The organism is Paenibacillus caseinilyticus, assembly GCF_027533645.1.
In the GTDB taxonomy this organism is placed as follows: domain Bacteria; phylum Bacillota; class Bacilli; order Paenibacillales; family NBRC-103111; genus Paenibacillus_G; species Paenibacillus_G caseinilyticus.
The window spans coordinates 48110-69151 of record NZ_JAQAGY010000029.1 but is presented as its reverse complement, the minus strand read 5'-3'; the positions used below and the strand labels follow the sequence as shown (position 1 = coordinate 69151).

18 protein-coding genes are annotated in these 21042 nt (G+C 60.3%); 6 read left to right on the top strand and 12 right to left on the bottom strand.

What is annotated here, in order from left to right; genetic code table 11:
- Nucleotides 1-30: 30 nt before the first annotated feature.
- Entirely contained in the window at nucleotides 31-3966 is a 3936-nt protein-coding gene (locus O9H32_RS28835) for a fibronectin type III domain-containing protein (RefSeq protein ID WP_269869561.1), read from the bottom strand.
- Nucleotides 3967-4517: 551 nt separating this feature from the next.
- Here O9H32_RS28835 and O9H32_RS28830 point away from each other — a divergent pair.
- Entirely contained in the window at nucleotides 4518-6191 is a 1674-nt protein-coding gene (locus tag O9H32_RS28830) for a glycosyl hydrolase family 18 protein (protein WP_269869560.1), read from the top strand.
- Nucleotides 6192-6455: 264 nt separating this feature from the next.
- On the opposite strand, the gene bacA is transcribed toward O9H32_RS28830, so the two are convergent.
- On the bottom strand, nucleotides 6456-7253 hold the full coding sequence (gene bacA / locus O9H32_RS28825) for an undecaprenyl-diphosphate phosphatase (protein WP_269869559.1): 798 nt from the start codon (nucleotides 7251-7253) through the stop codon (nucleotides 6456-6458).
- A 150-nt stretch (nucleotides 7254-7403) separates the two neighbouring features.
- A complete protein-coding gene (gene corA / locus O9H32_RS28820) occupies nucleotides 7404-8351 on the bottom strand; it encodes a magnesium/cobalt transporter CorA (RefSeq protein WP_269869558.1) in 948 nt (315 codons plus the stop codon).
- A 144-nt stretch (nucleotides 8352-8495) separates the two neighbouring features.
- Here corA and O9H32_RS28815 point away from each other — a divergent pair, with 144 nt between their 5' ends.
- Nucleotides 8496-8831: a L,D-transpeptidase gene (locus O9H32_RS28815; protein WP_269869557.1), complete on the top strand. Its 336-nt coding sequence runs from the start codon at nucleotides 8496-8498 to the stop codon at nucleotides 8829-8831.
- 187 nt (nucleotides 8832-9018) lie between these two features.
- Here O9H32_RS28815 and O9H32_RS28810 read toward each other — a convergent pair whose 3' ends face one another.
- The 4 genes from O9H32_RS28810 to O9H32_RS28795 all read right to left on the bottom strand — a co-directional run bounded on the left by O9H32_RS28810 (nucleotide 9019) and on the right by O9H32_RS28795 (nucleotide 11277).
- Nucleotides 9019-9675 (bottom strand): TetR/AcrR family transcriptional regulator, encoded by a 657-nt coding sequence (locus O9H32_RS28810; protein WP_269869556.1) that lies wholly within the window; start codon nucleotides 9673-9675, stop codon nucleotides 9019-9021.
- 430 nt (nucleotides 9676-10105) lie between these two features.
- The gene (locus O9H32_RS28805; protein WP_269869555.1) at nucleotides 10106-10387 is read right to left on the bottom strand and encodes a DUF1294 domain-containing protein; all 282 of its coding nucleotides are present in this window, start codon (nucleotides 10385-10387) and stop codon (nucleotides 10106-10108) included.
- 28 nt (nucleotides 10388-10415) lie between these two features.
- Complete coding sequence (locus O9H32_RS28800) at nucleotides 10416-10853, bottom strand: hypothetical protein (RefSeq protein ID WP_269869554.1); 438 nt, start codon at nucleotides 10851-10853, stop codon at nucleotides 10416-10418.
- Between the two features lie 235 nt (nucleotides 10854-11088).
- Nucleotides 11089-11277 carry a hypothetical protein gene (locus O9H32_RS28795; RefSeq protein ID WP_269869553.1) on the bottom strand — a complete coding sequence of 63 codons (189 nt, stop codon included), beginning with the start codon at nucleotides 11275-11277 and terminating at the stop codon, nucleotides 11089-11091.
- Nucleotides 11278-11551: 274 nt separating this feature from the next.
- On the opposite strand from O9H32_RS28795, the gene O9H32_RS28790 reads away from it, so the two are divergent.
- Nucleotides 11552-12577 (top strand): YihY/virulence factor BrkB family protein, encoded by a 1026-nt coding sequence (locus tag O9H32_RS28790; protein WP_269869552.1) that lies wholly within the window; start codon nucleotides 11552-11554, stop codon nucleotides 12575-12577.
- Between the two features lie 301 nt (nucleotides 12578-12878).
- A complete protein-coding gene (locus O9H32_RS28785; protein ID WP_269869551.1) occupies nucleotides 12879-13520 on the top strand; it encodes a GGDEF domain-containing protein in 642 nt (213 codons plus the stop codon).
- Between the two features lie 226 nt (nucleotides 13521-13746).
- On the opposite strand, the gene O9H32_RS28780 is transcribed toward O9H32_RS28785, so the two are convergent.
- Together O9H32_RS28780 and O9H32_RS28775 are read right to left on the bottom strand one after the other, a co-directional pair.
- Complete coding sequence (locus tag O9H32_RS28780; protein WP_269869550.1) at nucleotides 13747-15174, bottom strand: sensor histidine kinase; 1428 nt, start codon at nucleotides 15172-15174, stop codon at nucleotides 13747-13749.
- The gene (locus O9H32_RS28775; protein ID WP_269869549.1) at nucleotides 15164-15838 is read right to left on the bottom strand and encodes a response regulator transcription factor; all 675 of its coding nucleotides are present in this window, start codon (nucleotides 15836-15838) and stop codon (nucleotides 15164-15166) included. The genes O9H32_RS28780 and O9H32_RS28775 overlap by 11 nt, the downstream gene beginning before the upstream one ends.
- A gap of 185 nt (nucleotides 15839-16023) precedes the next feature.
- Between O9H32_RS28775 and O9H32_RS28770 the strand changes: the two genes are divergently transcribed.
- Nucleotides 16024-16461: a hypothetical protein gene (locus O9H32_RS28770; RefSeq protein ID WP_269869548.1), complete on the top strand. Its 438-nt coding sequence runs from the start codon at nucleotides 16024-16026 to the stop codon at nucleotides 16459-16461.
- Nucleotides 16462-16672: 211 nt separating this feature from the next.
- Here the strand turns inward: O9H32_RS28770 and O9H32_RS28765 are convergent, their stop codons facing one another.
- From O9H32_RS28765 to O9H32_RS28755, 3 genes are all read right to left on the bottom strand, one after another.
- Complete coding sequence (locus O9H32_RS28765) at nucleotides 16673-17161, bottom strand: PepSY-associated TM helix domain-containing protein (RefSeq protein WP_406627407.1); 489 nt, start codon at nucleotides 17159-17161, stop codon at nucleotides 16673-16675.
- A gap of 125 nt (nucleotides 17162-17286) precedes the next feature.
- Nucleotides 17287-17943 carry a PspA/IM30 family protein gene (locus O9H32_RS28760; RefSeq protein WP_269869546.1) on the bottom strand — a complete coding sequence of 219 codons (657 nt, stop codon included), beginning with the start codon at nucleotides 17941-17943 and terminating at the stop codon, nucleotides 17287-17289.
- 1 nt (nucleotide 17944) lies between these two features.
- Nucleotides 17945-18346 carry a hypothetical protein gene (locus O9H32_RS28755; protein WP_269869545.1) on the bottom strand — a complete coding sequence of 134 codons (402 nt, stop codon included), beginning with the start codon at nucleotides 18344-18346 and terminating at the stop codon, nucleotides 17945-17947.
- Nucleotides 18347-18733: 387 nt separating this feature from the next.
- Between O9H32_RS28755 and O9H32_RS28750 the strand changes: the two genes are divergently transcribed.
- On the top strand, nucleotides 18734-21001 hold the full coding sequence (locus tag O9H32_RS28750) for an AraC family transcriptional regulator (protein ID WP_269869544.1): 2268 nt from the start codon (nucleotides 18734-18736) through the stop codon (nucleotides 20999-21001).
- The last annotated feature ends 41 nt before the right edge of the window (nucleotides 21002-21042 follow it).

The following is a 21042-nucleotide window of genomic DNA, read 5'->3' as shown; positions in this document are numbered from 1 at the left end:
TTTACCTATGGCTTCCGCCTGCCTGTCAGGTTACTGATTCAAGGCCCGTGAAGCGTCCGCTTGCTCCCGGGCATACCGGATGTCCTTCTCGTCGATCCGGCTGTCCTGATTCAGGTCGTACTTCGGTACATAGCCTTCCTGTCCGGCGGCCGTGCCGTTGTGGCGGGTAAGCAGGGTTATATCCTCATCATCCGTTCGTCCGTCCCCGTTCAAGTCGGCGCTGTCGGCCATAAGGGTCAGCGCAGCCGGCGTCGGAACAGAGACCGGCGTGCCTTCACTGTCCGTCAATACGGAGCCTTCCGCTAGGGTGAAGGTGCCTTCCCCCGGCTGCAGGACCGTAAACCTCAGCGTAATCAACCCCGGATTCCCGTTCACCGGAGGTCTCGTCGCGGCCAGCGTCCCCTTGAGGCCGATCCGGCCCGGGGTTGCGAGATACTTGGCGAGCTGCACTGTCTTGTTCTCGGTCCCGAATTCCGGATGGAGAAAAATCTGATGAAGCTTGAAACGGCTGCGGTCATAATCCAGCTTGAGCAGGAAGCCCCGGAGATCCGAGGCATTCCGGGCCCGAAGCCGGAGCTCCAGCTCCGAGCCCGTCTTCAGGAACCCCGGCTTGGCCTGGAGCGTCACCTTCGGAGGAGCAGTAGCCGGGACGCCCGGCGTACGCACCTGCACGCTCGGGTTGTTCACACTGACCCGCCCCGCCGCGTCCGTCGCGGTAACGGAGAAGGTGTACGCCCTCCCCGGCTCCAGACCAGCCGCCTGGTACTCGTACACTGCGGCGCCTACCGTCTCCAGTGCTTCTCCATCTCGGTAGACGGTATAAGCACTTATACCGCCGCGGGCCGCTGCGTCCTTCCACCGGAGGAGCGCGCTGTCATAGGTCACGCCGCTGACCGTCAACGCCTCTTCCGCAGGCCAGAGGGGGGGCTCGGCAATCTGGCTGCCCGCCTCCAGCTTGAAGAGGGTGCGGCCCAGCGCTTTGTAGAAGGCGCCTTCCTGAAGCTCATCCACTCCGTCTCCCGTCGCTAGGCGTTGGGCCGGCCCTTCGCCCGAGAAGGCATACAGCTCATTGCGGGGTCCGGCGTAGAACGTCAGAACCCCATCCTCGGACAGCCGGGATATTCTCGGGTGGCCGTGCGTCTCGTAATCCGTCGCCTGGGTGACGGTGCCGGAAGGGGAGCGGAGGAAGATCTGGCGGGAATTCGCGGTGTCTCCCATGCTCTGGGTATAGGCTGTCCACCCTCCGGCCGCCTCGTAATCCCCGGCCGCATCCAAGCGTTCTCCCGCCTGCCCTGCAGGGCTCAACACGGTAGAGGCTGTACCGTCATATTCCACGATCGCCCCGCCGCTGGCATAGAGCAGCTTCCCGCCGCCGGCTTCGGGCTGCTCGTAACGTTCCCCTCCGCCCGGCATCAGCAGCGGCTTCAGTTCCCCGCCCGCGGGATGGAAGGTATATAACCCCTGACCGTCGGAGAGCACTACGTCCCCGGAGGGAAGCACGTCCGCTCCGAGCCAGCCTTTCACCGGAATCCGGGTGACCCCGCCTGTCCGGAGATCGAGATGATAGTAGGAAAGCTCCGTCTCCTCTTCCACCGCGAAGACGGCCTGCTCCCTCTCCCGCATCATCCACCAACCTGCTCCTGTGCCGGCCGCTTCCCCTGTCAACGCCGTCAGCTTGCCTGCGCGCCACAGATAGAGACCGCGGGGTTCCCCGTCTTCACGTCCATAAGCGGCGAACAGCGCCCCGTCTGTGGTCAGCAGATGCTCATCGGTCCGCACATCCGGATCGCCGAAGATCCATGTGTCCTCTCCACCCAGCCGGCTCCGGAGATACAGCGCTCCATCGCTGCCGGTGAAGAGCAGCCGTTCTTGGTCATAGCCGACGATGCGACCGTCCGCTTCCGCCACGGGAAGCAGGGCGCGGCCCGATTCCACATGGACGGGACGACGGACGCTGGCCGATTGGCCTTCGTCATCCACCGCCGTCACTTCCACTTCGACCCACTGTCCCTCATACGCCGAAAGATCGAGGGTCCGGTCGATTCCCGCTGCGCCGGAGGCCGGTATATTTACCGGCTCCGGACCTGCCGAGTGCAGCTTCACCGACACCGCAGGCTCGGCTCCGTCGTCCGATACCTTCGCCAACAAGTGCAGCCGGCCATCGCGGACCACCGCTTCGTACGGCGGATCGAGAATCTCGACCTTCGGAGGAGCCGAGGAATAAGGACGCTGCGCGGTCGTGACTCGGGTCTGCGGGTCGGCGGAGCTAAGATTGCCGGAGCCGTCCCTCGCCCCTACGGAGAATACATACGTGTGGTCCGGCTCCAGATCCTCCGCCGTATAGCTCGTTTGGCCATCTCCGGCCAAAGCTACCGGCGTTCCGTCCCGGTAGATCTGATAGGCTACCGCCCCTTGATCGTCTTCGGCCGGTGTCCACTGCAGCCGGACACTCCGGTACGTCACATCCGATACGGTCAACTTCGTGCCTGGAGGCCAAACCGGCGGGTGGCGGTCCGACTCCAGATCGATCCGGAACAGCGTGTCGCCCAGCGTTTTGTAGAAGATCCCGCCGCGGTAGAAATCCTGGCCCCGGGAGGAGGCCACGGCGGTCGGCTCGCCCTGCGGCTTCGCGAGATACATGCGTCCCTGGCTGTAGAAGGACAGCGTTCCGTTCTCGGTCAACCGGCCGATGGACGGATAGCCGCCCGTGTCCGCCACCCTGCTCACGGATCCATCCGGCGACTCCAGATAGATCGGGCGGTTCTCTCCATCGGTCTTGGTGTACGCCAGCCAGCCAGCGTTGGCCTGGTAATCCCGGTAAGGGAATACATTCGCGCCCCGCTCGATCTCCTCCTCGGGATAAGGGGGGCTGAGCTCGGTCACAGACTGTCCGTCGAACTTGGCAATGTTCGTGTGAACCGAGAAGAGCAGCCTGCTGCCGTCCGCCACCGGATTCATATAATCATAGGGTTCTTCTTCCTTGCCGAGCAGCAGCGTCCGCTCCCCTGTGTCCGGTTCGTAACGATAGATGCCGCCGTCCAGATCCGAGAATACAAGCTGTCCCTGCGGCGTAATATCCGTATGGTAGATGAACGAGCCGATGACCTTCCGTTCCCCGGTCGCCGTGTTCAAATAATACGTCTGCGAGGACGGAAATTCATCGTATACCGCATGCTTGCCGGATACCGCCCTCCACGTCCCGCTGCGGACGGAGGCACCGGAGGCCAGCGGCTTCAGTTGGCCGGCCTGCCACAGGTAGAGCTCCTGATCCGAGAACGAACCGCTCCGGTACAAGGAGAATACCGCGCCGCCCGGCACGAGCTTCTGTTCGAGCGTGCTGCGGCCCGGCTGGGCGAAGACCACCGTATCCTCCGCGGTACCGCGTCCGCGGATCCGCAGGGAGCCGTCAACCGCCGTATAGAGAATCCGGCTCTCGTCGAAGTCCGCAATCTCGCCCGGTACCTGCTCCACGGCACTCAGATAGGAACTCGTCTCCACGTGCACAGTGCGGGTCTCTTTCACTTCGTTGCCCTTGCCGTCCGAGGCACTCACATGCACCTCCAGCTTATGGCCGTCAAAGGCGCGCGCATCGAACTCTTGGCTCACCTGTGCGCCGCCCGTGTACGAACCGAGCACATACCCCGACTGGTATTCGGTGACCTTGATGCTCACGGCCGGTTCGGCGGTATCATCAGCGGCTTCGGCGGTCACGCGGAAAACGCCGTCCCTCGAGACGTAGCCGGACGGGGGACCGGAGATCTTCAGCAGCGGAGGCTCGTCGTAGACGAAGCTCTGCCTGGCTTCCCGGGTGCGTCCCGCCGTATCCTCCGCCAGCACGCTGAGCTCCTTGGCGCCTTTGGGCAGTCCCGCAAGCGAGAGGGGGCCGGTCCATGTGCACTGGGCGAATACGCAGGTTTTGGCCAAGACAGCTTCCCGGTCACCGACTTTGGCTGTAACCCTTTTCATCTCGGCGGAGCCCGATACGGCAGCCTTCACATTCAATAGGGGGCCGCCGGGTTTTCCTTGTCCAGGGCTTAGGATGCTAACGGTCAGCTCTCCCGGGGCACCATGTGCCTGCACGGGAAGAAGCAAAAGCAGAATCAAGCCGTAAACCGGTCCTCGTAGGGTTCGAATCATAGCTTCCCATCCACCTGTCCTCTCTAAGTTAGATACGTATTGTATCATAAGGTGCGTTATTATTTTTTAATATTCATATATTCGACACAACTTTTCAATTTCCTTCCATTTATACGACTTGCTTTTTATATCTCTTTACTCTCTTTAGTTTCACCCGGATTCCGAAGAGGCTGGCACCGATTATCCCTACCCCTGGTGTGGCCCGGGACGGGGTACTCCCTCTACGACTCGCTGCCCTACCGTCCGTCCTGCGGCACCGCTCCGGGCCTCCAACTTTGCCCTCTCCTGCCATGGAAACAATCGGCCCTAGATGGCGCCGCGGGCTCCGTACTATGATAGTGGCATACAGCAAAGACTTGAGACAAAGGAGCGGTAACCTCATGAAAATCATCAAGACGCTCGTGACCGCAGCCGTTCTGGCGGCAGCTTTGCCCATCGCGGGACCGGTATCTGCCGAGTCCGCCGGACGCATGAGTCTGGGATATTTATATGGGAGCTCGACCTCCTCTTATATTACACAGGTAGAACGATCGCAGGGGGCCCTTGACCGGGTATCCCCGAGCTTCATTGATATTGAGGCCGACGGCACCTTGAAATGGGCGGATGGCATAGAGAGCTTCACGAAAACCATGCATCAAAAGCAGATCAAAGTCGTACCGTTCCTCAGCAACCATTGGGGCCGGGAGGCGGGGCGTCTGGCTCTAGCGAACCGGGAAGCGCTGGCGCAGGAAATCGCGGATAACATCGTAAGCACGGGGCTCGACGGGATCAATGTGGATATCGAGAACGTAACGGACGAAGACCGGGAAGCCTTCACTGATCTGGTCCGCCTGCTTCGGGAGAAGCTGCCCAAGGATAAAGAGGTGTCGGTAGCGGCAGCCGCCAATCCGAACGGATGGACGCAGGGCTGGCACGGCTCCTATGATATGAAAGCCTTGGCGGAGTATGCCGATTATATCCTGCTCATGGCTTATGACGAATCCTACGAAGGGGAAGAAACCGCAGGCCCTGTAGCAAGCCTGCCCTGGGTCGAGAAGTCCGTGCAGGAGGCGCTGAAGAGCGTCCCAGCCGATAAGCTGCTCCTCGGGATCCCCTTCTACGGACGGCTCTGGAGCGAGGACGGTACGATCCGGGGACTCGGGATCTCGAACCGTAAAGTGGAGCAGCTCACCGCTGCGCACAACGGCTCCGTGATCTATGACACCGATACCGACTCCCCGGTCATGAACTTCACACTGCCTGAAGGCAGCGCCCCGGCGACAGTGAGCTACAAGGAGCTCCCTGCAGGCCAATCGTATACGGTATGGTATGAGAATGAAGAATCGATCAAAGCGAAGCTGAAGCTCGTTAGCAAATATAACCTGAAGGGCTCCGGAGCCTGGAGTATGGGACAGGAATCCGCCGGAACCTGGAGTTACTTCGAGGACTGGCTTAACCGCAATTACTTCGCAGATGCGGAAGGACACTGGGCGCTGGAGGATATCCTCACGGCAGCCGACAAGGGCTGGATGACAGGAACGGCGACCGCACACTTCGAGCCGGACGCGAACTTGACGCGTGCCCAGGCGGCGGCCATCCTGGTCCGAGCGCTGGAGCTGCCAGCGGGAACCGCACCGGCAGGGTTCACCGATGTCCCTTCGGCCCACTGGGCCTATGCGACCATCGCCGCCGCCCGAAGTGCCGGGCTGATCGACGGTGTGGGCGGAGGCAGGTTCGATCCCGAAGCCCCGCTGACCCGCGAACAGCTATCGGCCATCCTGGTCCGAGCCCTCAGCCTCCCATCGGCAGGTTCGTCCGCTGCCGCCGCTTCGCTTCCGGCCTTCCAGGACGTGACCCCGTCGCGCTGGTCCTACGAAGCCATTCGTACGCTGGCCCGCGAAGGCATCGTAAGCGGATATCCGGACGGCACCTTCCGTGCAGGGCTTCCGACCACCCGGGCTCAAATGGCCGTGCTGCTCGGCAGATCGTCCGGCAAGCTGGAGGAAGCGGCCGAGGTACGCGCCGGCTCCGGGACAACGGCCGCTCTGCCGGCTTCCCAGAGCACGGGATTGTGACCGTAGTAGATGGTGAGCGTAGTATGGGCTGGCCGGCAGGGATCCATCCGTAGCTTTTTATCCCATAGGGGTAATGAAGGAAGCGGGCGCCCCCTCCCGCTTCCTTTTTTGTCTACCCCAGATCTCCGGGCAGCGGAGGCGGTGCGGGAGGCAGCAGCTGGGCCGAGGATGGCTTCAGCCGCTCCGCGGCAGCCTCGTCCCCCAACTCAAAACACCGCAGGTCTCGTACCCTGCGGTGTTTTTGGCGAGCGGCTGTATGCCATTTTATAAATACAAAATAATAAAGAAAATAGCGGCAAGGACGAAACGGTAGTAGGCGAAGTAGCTCAGCTTCAGTTTCTTGATGGCGTTGAGGAAGGTCACGATCGCCAGCATCCCGACGATGAAGGAAGCAGCAAGACCGATCAGGAACAGGGGAAGGTCAGCCATGGTGAGGAATTCGCGGCTCTTGTACAGATCGTACCCCGACGCGGCGAACATCATCGGAACGGAGACGATGAACGTAAACTCGGCAGCGGCTTTCTGGCTCGTCCCGAGCAGCATGCCCCCGGACATGGTCGAACCGGACCGCGAGAAGCCGGGCCACAGTGCGAGACATTGGAACAGCCCGATCCCGAGCGCTTGCTTGTATGTAATGTCATCCATTGATTCGGAGGTCACGCGCACCCGCGCTTTCTCTGCCACAATCATAAGAATCCCGCCGGCGACCAGGCTGTAGAGCACCGGATTGGGCCCGAACAGGAACGCCTTAATCTGGTCCCGGAACAGCAGTCCGATCACCACCGCCGGAATCATGGCTAAGCCCACATGCACCGCATTGATGCCAGGGCGCTTCAGGAAGCCCGGCCGAACATCCAGGAACCCGAGAAACCGGCGCCAATACAGCACGAAGACGGCGAGAACCGCTCCCAATTGCACTACGACCTCGAACGTCTTGGCCCGCTCGCCTTCAAAGCCGAGCAGATGCGCCGTCAGAATCATGTGGCCGGTCGATGATACCGGCAGGAACTCCGTTAATCCCTCCACGATGCCCATGATGATTGCATTCATAATGTCACTCAACTGCAGCACTCTCCTATCCTATCTCTATTCTATATAGGCTTTCCCGGCCTCGAGGGCACAGGGAAGCGGACGCCGCGCCTGCAGCGTCTCCTAGATTATAGCTTATTTGGGTACGGGCTTGGAAGCATCCCTTTGGGAAGACGGCCCTCCCTACTCGAACCATCCCTTGCGGCGGAACCACAGATACATCCCCGCGCCGAGCCCCAGCATAACCCCCAGGACGGCAAAATATCCCCCGTGCCAGGACAACTCCGGCATATACTCGAAGTTCATCCCGTAGATGCCCGCAATGAAAGTGAGCGGCATGAATATCGTCGTGATGACGGTGAGCGTCTTCATGATACTGTTCATCCGGTTGGCGTTCAGCGAGATGTAATGATCCCGCATATCCGCCGTCACCTCCCTGTTGGCTTCAATCATCTCCGCAAGCTTCAGCAGGTGGTCATAGACGTCGGTGAAGTAGTACAGATGCTCCCTCACGCCTTCGACCCGGTCGGAGTTGATCAAGCGGTATAACAGATCGCGCATCGGGACGATGGTCTTGCGCAGCTTGAGCAGGCGGGAACGCGTGTCGAATACCTCGTCCATCAGCGCCTGCACCGAACGCCGGCGGGGCCTCGATTCGATGGAAAGCAGACCGTCCTCCAGTTCATGAACTGCCGGGAAGTATTGGTCAACGAGTTTGTCCATGACAGAGTAGGCCGCATAGAGGTGACCTTTCCTCCAATTCTCCTTCCTCTGGATTCGGGCCCACGCCTCATCGAGCTCTCTCAGCGCATCTTTGTGATACGTGACGATGAAATTCGGACCGATAAACATATCGACCTCCCGTGCGGACAGCTTCTGCGGATCCAATGCATGCAGGATCATGAAGTGCACGTCTTCGTAGTGCTCAAGCTTCGGGCGCTGCAGCAGGTAGTAGCAGTCTTCCACCGCCAGCGGGTGAAAGTGAAAATGACTATCGAGCAGGAGCGCCTCGTCTTCCGTCGGTTCGCTGAAATCCGCCCAATACCACAGGAGGCCGGGACTGCCGAGCTCCTGCAGGGAAATTGAAGGCAGGAACTGCCGGTTAATGGTTACAGCGCAAATTCGCAGCATGCACTCGTTCACCCGATTCCTAAACAAATAATGGATTGTGCTCCAGACGGCACAACGGAAATCCCCCGGTCCGTAAAGGTTCAAAGAGGAACGCTTCCCGCATAGGATGAGAGCAGGAAACACGAACAGGGAGGTGATTCCCTTATGGCCTACCGGATTATTGTGGACTTGTCCGACCGCAAACTCCATCTGCTCGAAGGCAATATCGTACGCAATACGTATCCGATAGCGGTCGGAGCCATGCTCACCCAATCGCCTGAGGGAGAATATAAGATCGTCAACAAAGTCCCGAATCCCGGCGGTCCCTACGGATCGTTCTGGATGGGCCTCTCCAAGCCGCATTACGGTATCCATGGAACGAACAATCCGTCCTCTATCGGGCACGCCGTCTCCCACGGATGCATCCGATTGCTGAACCGGGACGTAAATGCGCTGGCCGCGAACGTGTCCATCGGCACGCGCGTTACGATCCGCAAATAAGGCAGCCGTACCGCCTGGGAAAGCTGCATGCACGAGGCAGCCATGAACAGGCTTAGCTGGGGCGCCATCGCGCCTCACCTAAGCGGGCTCGGACATAGCCCTGTACGGCCGTCGATCCGGGTGAATGAAGTCTCCCCGTCCCGCTTCCTATGCTTGCAGGGCGGCGGCCACTGTCCAGGCCGCCTTGCTACACGGCCTGCTCCCCGGTGCGGCGCACCATCCCATGGAGCAGCATGTCCACCGCCATGGCGGCCCGCTCCTCCGCCGTCCGCTCCAGCCCTCCCGGCGGCAGCCCTTCTGCGCCGCTCCCCGCGTGGAGCATGGAGCGGCTGACGCTGAGCAGCAGGAAGGCCGCCGTATACGGATCCGCTCCGCCCTCTGGAGCGCCCCTCAGCCAGCCTTCCCGCTGCCCTTCTTCGAAGAGCGAGGCGAGGGGTTCCACGAACCCATGCCGGAATCCCTCATGCACCGCGGCCCGCGATGCTTCGGCAAGTTCATATCTCATGTCGTGGAACATGACATTCATGTTCGGCGGTGCGTTCAGGAGAAGGTAGGCTGCGGCTCGGCGCAGCCTTTCCTCCAGCGGCCCGCCCCCCTGCGTGATCCGCTCGAGGGCACTGCGGTTCTTCGCTATGCTCTCCCGGATGACTTCGAGATAGAGCTCCTGCTTGTCCGCAAAGTGATGATAGAGCGCCGGCTGGGTCAGGCCGCAGGCATCGGCAATAAGCCGTGTCGATACGGCACGGTACCCGAGCTCCATGAACAGCCGGTGGGCGGTCTCCACGATCCGCTTGCGGGTCTCGAGCAGGTCTTCCGTCCCCGTTCCCTTTCGTCTGCGGCCCATCAAGGCATCCCCCCGGTCTTCCCAAGTCTGGTTCTTTACGTTGAAATATAACGTTGCGCGGGAACCCCTGTCAAGAAAACACACCCGTCTTCCGCCCTTGGACAACGCAGGAATCCGGAATCCGCATGCTGAGCACACTACCTTCATGGAGGCCGGCGTCAGTCCGAAGGGACCTGAGGAGGAGGTATTCTACCTGGGCTGTACAGCAGCTCCGGGAGCAGATTCTCTCGACGCTGGAATGGACGGCGTAGGACCTTCTCTACAAGGGAGACAGGCACTTTGTGAAGCACTTCCGCGATGGCGTGGACTAACGGCCCGGTGATTTCCGTGTTAGGGAAGCCCGGGATCTGCTTCACTCGGCCTGCGGGCGTCCCGGTACAAGAAAAAGCGCCCGCACCTGCGGACGCTTTGTTCCCGTTCCTGCCTTCCATCAGCGGACAGACCGGAGCAGATCGAATACATACAATCCTGCCAGCACCTGAACGATCAGGATCGCCGGAACGCCGATCACGAAGCTCTGATGCTGGGTCTTGTGCCGGAAGAAACGCATAGCGATCCATACCCCAAGCGATCCCCCTGCCCCAGCAAGAAGGAACAGCCGCTTCTCCGGCACCCGGCGGCGGCCGCCCTTCCGTGCACGCGATTTGTCTGAGCCCATCACTGCAAAGCCGGCCGCATTCATGACGGCGAGATAGGCGAGCAGCACAACCACCGGGCTCCACCTCCCAAGCGCATACCCGCTACGAAATTTTGTTGTTCACCTTCACTGCAGAGTTGAAGTACCGCAGAAACTCGATTGTGCCTTTGACTTTCACGATGTAGTCCTCGAAGGAACCGCCCCGGGGAGCCAGCGCCTGCTGAAGCTCCCAGGCATTCTTGTACAGCCGCTCGAGCACCGCTTCCTCCGTCGTCGGCTTGTGCAGATCCGTTCCATGGGAAAGTTCGAATTCTTCGATGACCTGGCCGTTATAGTACGGATAAATATTAATCGTATTCCCCGGATTCGGAAGAGGCTCTATGTAAGCCAGTCCCGTATATTCGTAGGGAACGATCAGCAGATTCGTCACCATATCCGGCAGCTTCACCGTGTAGGCCAAGCCTTGGTGCAGCGGAATCAGATTGGGGTAGTTATTGAACTCCCCGCGCTTCATCCGTTGAAAAAAACTTTCTAAGAACATCCGATGTCACCCCGCTCTTCGCTGCCTGTTTCTCTATCGTTCTCTCTTCTATCCTAGCATGTTTGGCTTATCGCAGGAAGCGCAGGCAAGCAGCGGCCCCTTAAGGGCTGCTCCCATATGCCTTATTCTAACTGCCTTATTGTATATATCGGCCGCTGCCTTCCATTCGTGAAGCGAAGCGGAAGATCCCAGCCTCACACCTCCTGGCGTTAACGGGGCTAGGTAACACTGTTCGTTAGAATTCGGTCAACATACGGTCCAGCCGATCATTGAACTCCTGCTTGGTGATCATCTCCACCCACTCGGGGCTCATTCGGTGCCGCTCTACGTACCGGTGAATATCAACAGGTTGAAAGAGGCCTTCTTCTATATGAATGTCCCGGTCCGTATGCACGATAAGCACGTACTCAGTATCCGGTGCCATCGGGTTCTGCGTTATAAATTGCATCTGAGTCGTTTCCTTTTGCATGGTCAATATGCCTCCTTGCGCTCCTCGGGAATGCGGCGCCAAGAGATGATTAACCGCAAGCGGCGGGGTCTAAACCCGGGTACGGCAGAGAAGGGCCCTAAGGCCGCTACGTGTCTCCCAGGCCTTGCGCGGCGCGGCCTCCCCTTGATTCAGCGATAGATTCGGACGGGTAAGTACTAGGTAACTTACTGACCGAAACCATCCGATGCCTTGAGAGGAGAAACCGCCCATGAAAGCGATACATAAGAACCGCAAACCGCCCCAGGGAACCTTCAGCGGCTATTCGCATAACGGGGAACACCGGGAAGCCCCCGGGACCGGAACGGGAATCGGGGGTCCCGCCCCCAAGATGAAGCTGAGGCTGCTCGCCGAGAGCCTGTACTGTCGGTTCCAAGACGACGAGGTGCCGGCGATGGGGGCTCAGCTCACGTATTACCTCATCTTGTCCTTCTTCCCGTTCCTCATCTTCCTGGTCGCCGTCCTGAGCTTCACCGACCTGACAGCTAAGGATGCCATCGACAGCATCTCGCGGGTGCTGCCGGATCTCTCGACCCAGACCATCCGGGAGGTCTTAGCCGAAATCCAGAAATCGCAGAGCGGCTCGCTTCTCTCCATCGGGCTGCTGGCGACGCTGTGGTCGGCCTCCAACGGGGTCAGCGCCGTGATCAAGTCGCTCAACAAAGCGTATGACGCGGAAGAAGACCGCCCATTCTGGAAAGTAAAGCTGATCTCGCTCGCCTTCACGCTGGTGCTGGCGGTCGTTATTGGCTTCTCCTTCGTCATGCTGATCTTCGGCCGGGTGATCGGGGAGACCATCTACAAGTTCGTGCATCTGCCCGGCTCCTTCGACGTCATCTGGGGCATCGCCCAGTACGTGATACCGCTCGTGACCATGGTGATCGTCTTCATGCTCCTGTACAGCTATGTGCCGAACCTGAGGCTCACCTTCAAGGAAGTGATGCCCGGCGCCGTATTCGCTACGCTCGGCTGGGTCGTCACCTCGCTGCTGTTCTCGTTCTACGTCAACAACTTCGGCAACTACACCAAGACATATGGCAGCATCGGCGGCATCATCGTTCTGCTGACCTGGCTCTACCTGTCGAGCATCATTATCATCCTCGGCGGGGAGATCAATGCCACCCTGCATTTTGACCGCAACGGCAAACAAAAGGCGGCCTGCAAGAAGTTCGCGCTGTCGCTGCCTCTCGGCAAGAAGAAGGATAAGGGGAACGGAGATAGGCCGCTTTCTTCCTGAACGCTTACCTTACACGGCCTTCATGGAACCGGCTCCCGGCTTAACGGGAACCGGTTTTGCTGTGTGCCTGGCAGCAGAGGCGAACTTCCCGTCCGGGCAGCGGCCTGCGGCTGCTCCCTGATCTTTCCGGCGGCAGAGCGTATACGGATGAGGGGTTTGGATCATACCTTTACAGGGGGTGTCCGTGCAGCTGAAGCGTTGTTCCTCCAGCCATCGACAAGTTGGCGATAGCTTCTCTCTTCTGTTACAATAAAAGCTCCATCACATAGGCCTTTAGAACTAATCCAAAGGATGAGATTCCTTGAAATATTTGGGCAGGCTGACCACTACGGCTATCATTGCCTTTGTTCACACCTCTTATCTGATTTACTACTATTTCCGCGACGGGATTGTCGATACCGCTGACCTGCTGGGGTACCCCCTGCTGCTTTTTTTGGCCTGGTGGGCGGGACTGCAGTATGACCGGGCCAAATATTACAGCGAGAAAGATTCGTTAACGAATCTGTACAACCGCAGGTTCGTCACGGCCTCCTTCGACAAGATGGGCGCCCTGGCAAACCGCAACGGGGCCAAGCTGTACGTCCTGGTCATGGACTGCGATAATTTCAAGGAGATCAACGACCGGTACAGCCACCACACCGGCGACAAAGTTCTCCGCGCGATCAGCGGGCTGCTCCTCCGCCATACCCGTCAGAGCGATGTCGTCGCCCGCTGGGGTGGCGATGAATTCGTCGTCCTCGGCCAGTACAAGGACAACGAAGGGCTGCAGGCCATGCTGCTGCGGCTCCAAGACGAATGCGCCCGCCTGTCGGAGCAGTACGGCATGCACATCGCCATATCGATCGGCTCCTCCTTGTACCCGGATGATTCCCGGGATTTGTACGGGCTGATCAAGACGGCCGACCGCCATATGTATCAAGCGAAGGCCGCCAAACGCGAGTGAACGTGAGCAGCGGGGCTGTCCCACAAGTGTTCCCAGTAGAGGGGAACAACCCAAAAATGACCTCAAAATCCATTGTTACGTGGAGGATGAGGTCATTTTTTATCGCTGAGTTCCTATGCAATGTGGGGGATCAAAAATCATTAATTGCCTTTTGGCACAGCCTCTTCTTGGCTTCCAGAGCGGAAGATGGGCTTGTCCGGGTGCAGGCGGGAAGCGAACCGAGGCCCTATGTCTCTTGGGCCGCCGGCAGCCGGACCGTGAAGACGCTGCCCCGGCCCGGGGCGCTGTCCACTCCCAGCGTGCCCCGGTGTGCGTCCACGATCCACTTGGCGATGGCCAGCCCCAGACCGTGACCTCCGTGCCGGCGGTTCCTGGCTTTGTCCGCCCGGTAGAAGCGGTCGAAGATCCGCTGCTGCTCTTCTACGGCAATGCCGAGCCCCGTATCCTGCACCTCAATGACCGCCTTCCGTGCCTCCCCGCTTCCTTCTTCTCTCAGGATCAAGCGGATTTCCCCGCCTTCCCCCGTGTACTGGACCGCATTGTCGAGCAGAATGTACAGCAGCTGCTTCAGCCGCTCGGCATCGCCATATACCGGCAGCGGGCCGGGTAGTGACGCCATCAGACGGATTCCCTTGGCCGCCGCAAGGCTCTGCATCGAATCCGCCGTGCTTCGGGCGTACGGCTCCAGATCGAAGACTTCCCGCTGGAGCCGGTATTCCGGCATATCGGACCTGGCGAGCGTAAGCAGGTCACCGACCAGTCCGCTCATCCGCTTCACTTCTTCCTTCATCCCGGTGAGCAGCTTGCGGACGAACGGGTCCGTCTCCGCGGTCTGCTCCATCTCCAGCGCATCAATAGACGACAGCATGACACTGAGAGGGGTCCGCAGCTCATGGGACGCATCCGCTACGAACTCTCTCTGCTTCGTATAGGAAGCCTGGATCGGGATCATCGCCCGCTTCGACATCCGGCAGCTGATGTATAAGGCGACGCCGAAGAAGAGCACGCCGAGCCCCGCGAGGACGAGCCGCAGCCACAAGAACAGCTCGTAGTGATACGAGACGTTCATACCGACATAGAGCGTGCCGAGCTGCCGGCCCTCCGACAGGATCGGCCGCTCCGCCACCAGGAGTCGGAACTCCAGGGGCTGGTTCTGCTCCTTGCCCCGCCGGTAGCCCCTGGGCGGCCGACGCCCCTCCCCATTCGCCGGCTCTCCGGAGAAGCGCAGCGACGTCTGGTGCATGCCGGCCCTCCCGCTCCCCCCTCCTTGGACGAGCGCGAGCAGCTCGGTCCGCATACGCCGGTCCGCTTCCGTTCCATAGACGAGCTCTCCGTCTGGACCGACAATATAATTGAAGAGCTGGCCCTCCGCTTCAGACAGGACGCCCTCCCGTTCGAGCGCCCGGGCATCGATCCCCCGGTACGTCTCGACATGCTTGACGATCGCCTGCAGCTCTTGGTCTGCGAGTAAGAGCGTCTCCTGCTCCTGGTCCTTCCAGATCATATAGTAGAGAATGCCGTAGAAAATTAGGATGAACAAAGCCAAGAACAGCATCAGCACGCCGCTGTACACGAAGGTCAACCGCCGCTGCGTCCGGCCGAACATATCGTCTCCTTTGAATCGATCCAGCAGTGCCTGCCATTTAGTCTTCAAGTTTGTACCCCACTCCGCGTACGCTCTGCACCAGTTCCTGTCCACCGAGCGGCTCCAGCTTCTTACGCAGCAGCTTCACTGTGGCATCGACAGTCTTCGCCGACACCTCCGCATCGTACCCCCAGATCCGGTCCAGCAGCACATCCCTCGACAGCACCTGACCTTTGTTGCACGCGAGAATGTCCAGCAGCTGGAATTCACGGGGCGTCAGCTGGATGGCCTCCTCCCCCAGCTGCACCGTATAGCCTGTCCGGTTCAGCAGAATCGCCCCGATCGTTACCGTCTCTTCCTTCAGCGGCGCGTAATTGCGGCGGGAGAGCGCCCGCAGCCGGGCGAGCAGCTCGTCGATCTCGAACGGCTTCACGAGATAATCGTCGGCCCCCGCATCGAGCCCTTCGATCCGGTTCTCCAACGCGTCCTTGGCCGTCAGCATGAGCACCGCGCCCCTGTATCCGGAGCGGCGCAGCCGGCGGCAAGCCTCCACCCCGTCCCCGCCGGGCATCATCCAATCGAGGATCAATATATCGTAATGGGCGGCCATCGCGTAATCGTAGGCATCGCCGCCCGTCATCACCCAGTCTACGCGGTAGCCCGCCTTCTTCTTCAGCATGTGCGCGACGAGTTCACCGAGCCGGTCATCGTCCTCCGCAAGCAAAATGTTCATCGTTCCGACCCTCCTTCTTCTGCCCCTTCAGCTTACCGCCGCAGGGTGAAATTCAGGTGAAAGCCGACGGGGCGTGGTACGGAATTTCACCGATTATTCACCGTTGCTCCCTATACTAAAGCATGGGCCGCCCGGATGCCAGAGCGGAGGGCGCGCCCTACACCTACTCTTGGAGGGATTCTCTGATGAACAAGAAAGCCCTGCCCCTGACAGTCGCTCTTGCCTTGATGGCTATAGCCGCGAGGGCCTACGCCCAGTCTACGACTTCGACGGCCGGTACCGATACATCCGCCTCTCAGAACGAGAAGGCACCGGCCGCTTCGGCGGACCGCATGCCCGGCATGAAGGGCAAAGGCGGATTCGGCCATGGAACGTCCTCGAGTAACACCGAGCTGCTAAGCCTGCTCGGACTCGATGCGGCCGGCCTGAAGAAGGAGCTGCAAGCCGGCAAGTCGCTGAGCGAGATCGCCGCTGAGAAAGGCGTAGACAAGCAGAAGCTGATCTACAGTCTGCTGCAGAAGGAAGAAGAGCGGATCAAAACGTTCATCGATCAAAAGCATACCGCCCCTGCAATCGGCACTTCGGCAGGCACGTCCACCAGCGCTGCCGCAAGCCAAGCATAGTAAGGCGTTCACGAAGGCAGTTAATAGATGCATGAGGCCCGTCCGGGAAGTCGTAGCCGGACGGGCCTTTTGGGTGCTTGGACAAGGCCCGCACCGATAAGCGGCAGGGCCTGGCAGAGGCCGGAGAGGCGGCGCAAGCCCAGCAGGCGAAGCAAAAGAGCGGAGGGGCCAGGGGCCTCTCCGCTCTTTTGCTCCTATGCCAGCAGGGGGATCAGGCCGCCTCCGGGCCCTGTCCCCCCTGCCGGCGCTTCCGCGAGCGGCTCTGGGCGCGCAGGGTCTGGACCGAGAGCATGATCCCCGTCGCCGTAAGGATAATCATCGCTACAGCCGTCACATCGACCAGCCACCGCAGGTCCGTGCTGCCTATTCTCCCCTCGTGCAGCTGATGCATGATCCCCATCAGGCTGCTGCCCTGTTCCGCTCCGCGCTGCTGCGCTGGCTGCGTGCCTCGGCCCGTCCCGGCCCCCTCCGCGGGTGCGGCGGCTGTGACGGCGGCAACTGCCGGAGAAGCTCCGGCGGGAGCCGCGGCGGCGGCTGCCTGAGGTGGTCTGCCTCCGGAGCGGCTCTCGCCCCCGATCAGCCACGGTTCGGCCAGAACCAGCCCCGTGACCGATTCGATCAGAATAAAGACCGAGCAGATCAGCCCGATCCACAGGTGCAGCTGTCTGTATTTACGCATAGGAATTCCTTCTTTCCTCATCGATATGCAGGGGTATGGCTTTCACTTCTATTTCATCGTTTGTCTGGACCGCTGAATCTATTCACAGGGAAAAGCCGGCGGAGGATTTTGCTTCGCCGGCCTTGCGCCTGGAGCCGGGCCTACCCCTACGAACGGGATGCCTTCAGCTTCTTCAGCTCTTCCTGCACGTCCGCCTGCAGCCCGGCGTTCGCTGGGGTGCCTCCGCTGAACACGCCCTGCACATGCCGGGACGCTGCCGCCTGCGCTTCGCTGCGCCATATGCCGGCTTCGATCCGGGACAGTCCTCCTGCGATCCGGTTCGTATCGAAGGAGCGCAGCGCGGCATTCGATCTCCGGATCGCCTGGGCGGCGTTCGCACGCGAGGTCAGGAAGAGCAGCTTGTCCTGCAGTACCGCATGCAGGTCCTTCAGCTTCTTGAGCTCCTCGTTGAGCACAGCCGTCTGGCCGGCGAGGAGTTCCTTCTGGTCAAGGTAAGTCTGAAGCCGCTGCTGCTGCACGAGTTTCTCCTGCAGGGCCAGTGCCGCAATGCCGTCCTCGCCCTGATCGACGGCAAGCTCTGCTTGACGTGAGCGCTTCGCCACCGTCTTCTGCGCGCCCTCGATCAAGCCTTCCACTTGGCGCTCCGCCACCAGCTGGTTCGCATAGGCCTGCTGGGCTTCTCCCGCCGCTTCTTCCACCTCGCGGATATACTGCTTCACCATACTGACCGGATTCTCCAGTCCGTCCAGGTAATCGTTCACGTCAGCCACCGCAATGTTCTTGATTCTTCCGAAGATTCCCATGTTATTTGTCCTCCTTGCGATTTTGTTGTTCCCATTGGTCGAGCAGCAGGCCTGCCTCCGGCTGGCTTACATCCCGGTAGGATGCATAAGGTACAGCGGCGGTCCGGGTCGGAGCGGCTCCGGCCGTCTTCGCCCGGCGGTTCCGGTAGCGGATGAACGCCCAGCCGGCCAGACCCGCGAAGACGATCAGCAGCAGCACTTCCGCCCAGATAGGCAGATGCCCTATGGCATGCCCGCCGCGAGGGCGGCTTGCCCACCCTTGGACCGCCATTTCCCGGTGACGGCCTCCCCCCGCCGTCTCCCGCATTCCCGGACCATGGAAGAACAGCTTCTGCAGCAGCTCCCAGCCCAGAATCGCGACACCGGCGGTCAGAATCCAGCTTCCTACTTTTTTCTTCTTCATACGGTTCACCTCTCCTCGGTTTGTTGGTGATGCTCATGTGATAGATGTGATCGCTTAGTTCCTACAAGAAGAAGCATACCGCCGGACAGTGAAATTCTGGTGAAAAACACAGGCTGCATGGCACTTACCCCCAAAAAAAATACCGCCCCCTATACGGTAAGGAGACGGCCTTCACCATTGTTCATACTTGTTGCGTTTGTTCACTAGAACATCTCCGCCGGCGTCACCAAAGTTCACCCGTTCCACTATAAGAAATGGCGCCGCCGGATTATAATGGATGCACGCCCTCTGCGCCGGAGTTCCTGCCTGGAACCCGGCCTGTGCCCGGCGGGGAGCTGCTTATGCCGCTCGGAGGAAGCAATCGATTCATAGGGAGGAATTATTGTGATGGGACGGAGCTTGCTCAAGACGCAGGAGAACCGGAAGCTATACAGCATGCTTCTGCTCAGTACAACGTTATGCATTGCGGCGACGCTGCTTGTTTCTTCTTATATATATTACGCGAATTACGTGCGCATCGGGCTGAACCAGGTATACCAGTCCGACCTCGGCAGCCTGGCGCAGACGAGCAGGGAAGTCGTCGGCATGACGCAGAGCGCCCAATCCCTCTCCTTCCAGATGTACCGTAATACTACGATCTCGAAGCTGATGTTTTATGAAACCCCTTCCATCTATGATATGACGGCGGCGTCCAGCGAGCTGGCCGGGTATCTGAGCTCCATGCCGTTCATCGAATCGATCTACGTGTATAATGCCAAATCCGGGCTTATGTACATCGCTTCAAACCACGGGCAGAACGGAACGTTCGCCAAAAGCGAGCTCGCGGACACCGGCATCGTGGAGGTGCTGGACCGGTTCCAGGAGTACAAACCGTTCACGCCCATCCCCCGCCGGTACAGCATGCAGTCCGGGGACCCGAAGATGATGGGCGTCTATACCTACCTCTGCTATGAAGCCATAGGGACAGGAACGCAGATGGATTCGGCGGTCATCGTCAACATCTCCGCTTCTTGGATCAACAAGGATCTCGGCCAGGGAGGCCCCGATGCGGCAGGGACCTCGTACATACTGGACGACCGGGGACAGCTGCTCACCGGAGACGGCCTGCTGGCCGGTGTTCCTTCCGACCAGGCCCCCGCGCTTCTGGCAATGCTGGAGAGCGATGTCCGGAGCCGCGAGTCCGGTTATTTCGTCAAGGAGCTGAACGGGACGAAGAGCCTCGTATCGTTCACTTCCCCGGACCCCCTCGGTTGGCAGTACGTACGAATTACCCCTTACCGGCACATCACGGGGAAGATTAGCGGCATCCGCACCACCAGCATCGGCATCGCCGCAGCCATTCTGGCGGCCGGTCTGCTGATTTCGTGGCTTCTCTCGCGCTTCCTCTACAGGCCGTTCCATGCGATGGCGAGCAAGGTCAGCACGCTCGAGAGCGAGAAGCGCAATAGCCTTTATCCCCTCAAGCAGGGACTGCTGCGTTCGCTTGTGCAGGGTACCCATCCGCTGAAGACGGAGGCGCACCTTGGCAAGCTGCAGGAGGCGGGGATCACGATCGATTTTCGCCGGGAATACCGACTCGTGCTCCTGCGGATCGACGGCTTCCAAGAGTTCCGGGAGATGCGGGGCGACGACCTGACGGTCTACCAGTTCGCCGTCATGAATATCGCCTCGGAGATCATCGCCCCGGCCTTCCGCACAGAGACGGTCGATCTCGGCGAGAGCGGCGTGCTTCTCCTGCTCGGTGCCCCCGAAGGCGGGGAGCCTCCGCACGCCTCCGTCCTCGAAGCGCTGCTGGCCGAAGTCCAGCGCTCTCTGCTCGACTACCTGAAGCTGAGCGTCTCGCTCACGTACAGCGCGGCGTCTGCCGATCCGTCGGAACTCCCCGCGTGCTACCGCCAGGTCAAGGAGGCGGCCCTGCACCGGTTCTTCCGCGGCCCCGGCAGCCTGATTGCCTCCGAAGATACGCTGCAGCGCCAAGCGCCCGACTACCTCTTCCCCGTCGACAAGGAGCGCCGGATGACCGATGCCCTGATGGCAGGGAAGACGGATGAGGCCAAGAGCCTGCTCGGCGAGATGCTGCTGGAGACCGCCGCCCATCCGTTCCAGGCGCTGCAGCTCGCCGCGTCCCGCCTGACGGCAACGGTCGGCACTATCGTGACCGCGCTCCGCAAGAACGGCAATGTGGAGCTGGAGCGGGGGCTCGAAGCCTATGTTCCGTCTCTCGACTGCTTCGAGACCCTTCAAGAGCTCCTGGAAGCCTTCTCCGCCTTCTTCGACGAACTGCGCAGCAAGCAGGCCGAGAAGCGGAGCATGAAGCAGGAGGATCTCATCCGCAAGGTCAACGACATGATCGGCCGGGAGTATGCCGACCCGAACCTGTGCCTCAATAAGATCGCCGACAGCCTGGACCTCTCCTCCATCCACCTCTCGCGGGTCTACAAGCAGCAGACACTCGCTGCCATTGTCGACGTGATCAACACCACCCGGATGGAGCACGCCAAGCGGCTGCTGCTGGAGACGGACCTGCCGGTGGCCGAGATCGCCGAGCGGATCGGCTATACCTCCTCTTCGTACCTGTACCGGATGTTCAAAAAGAACTTCGGCGTCACCCCGACCGACTTCCGCAAGGCGCAGCTGCAGGCAAGCCAAACTTAAAGAGGAATCCGCTTCAGGAGAAGGGCCGCCCGCACGGGAGT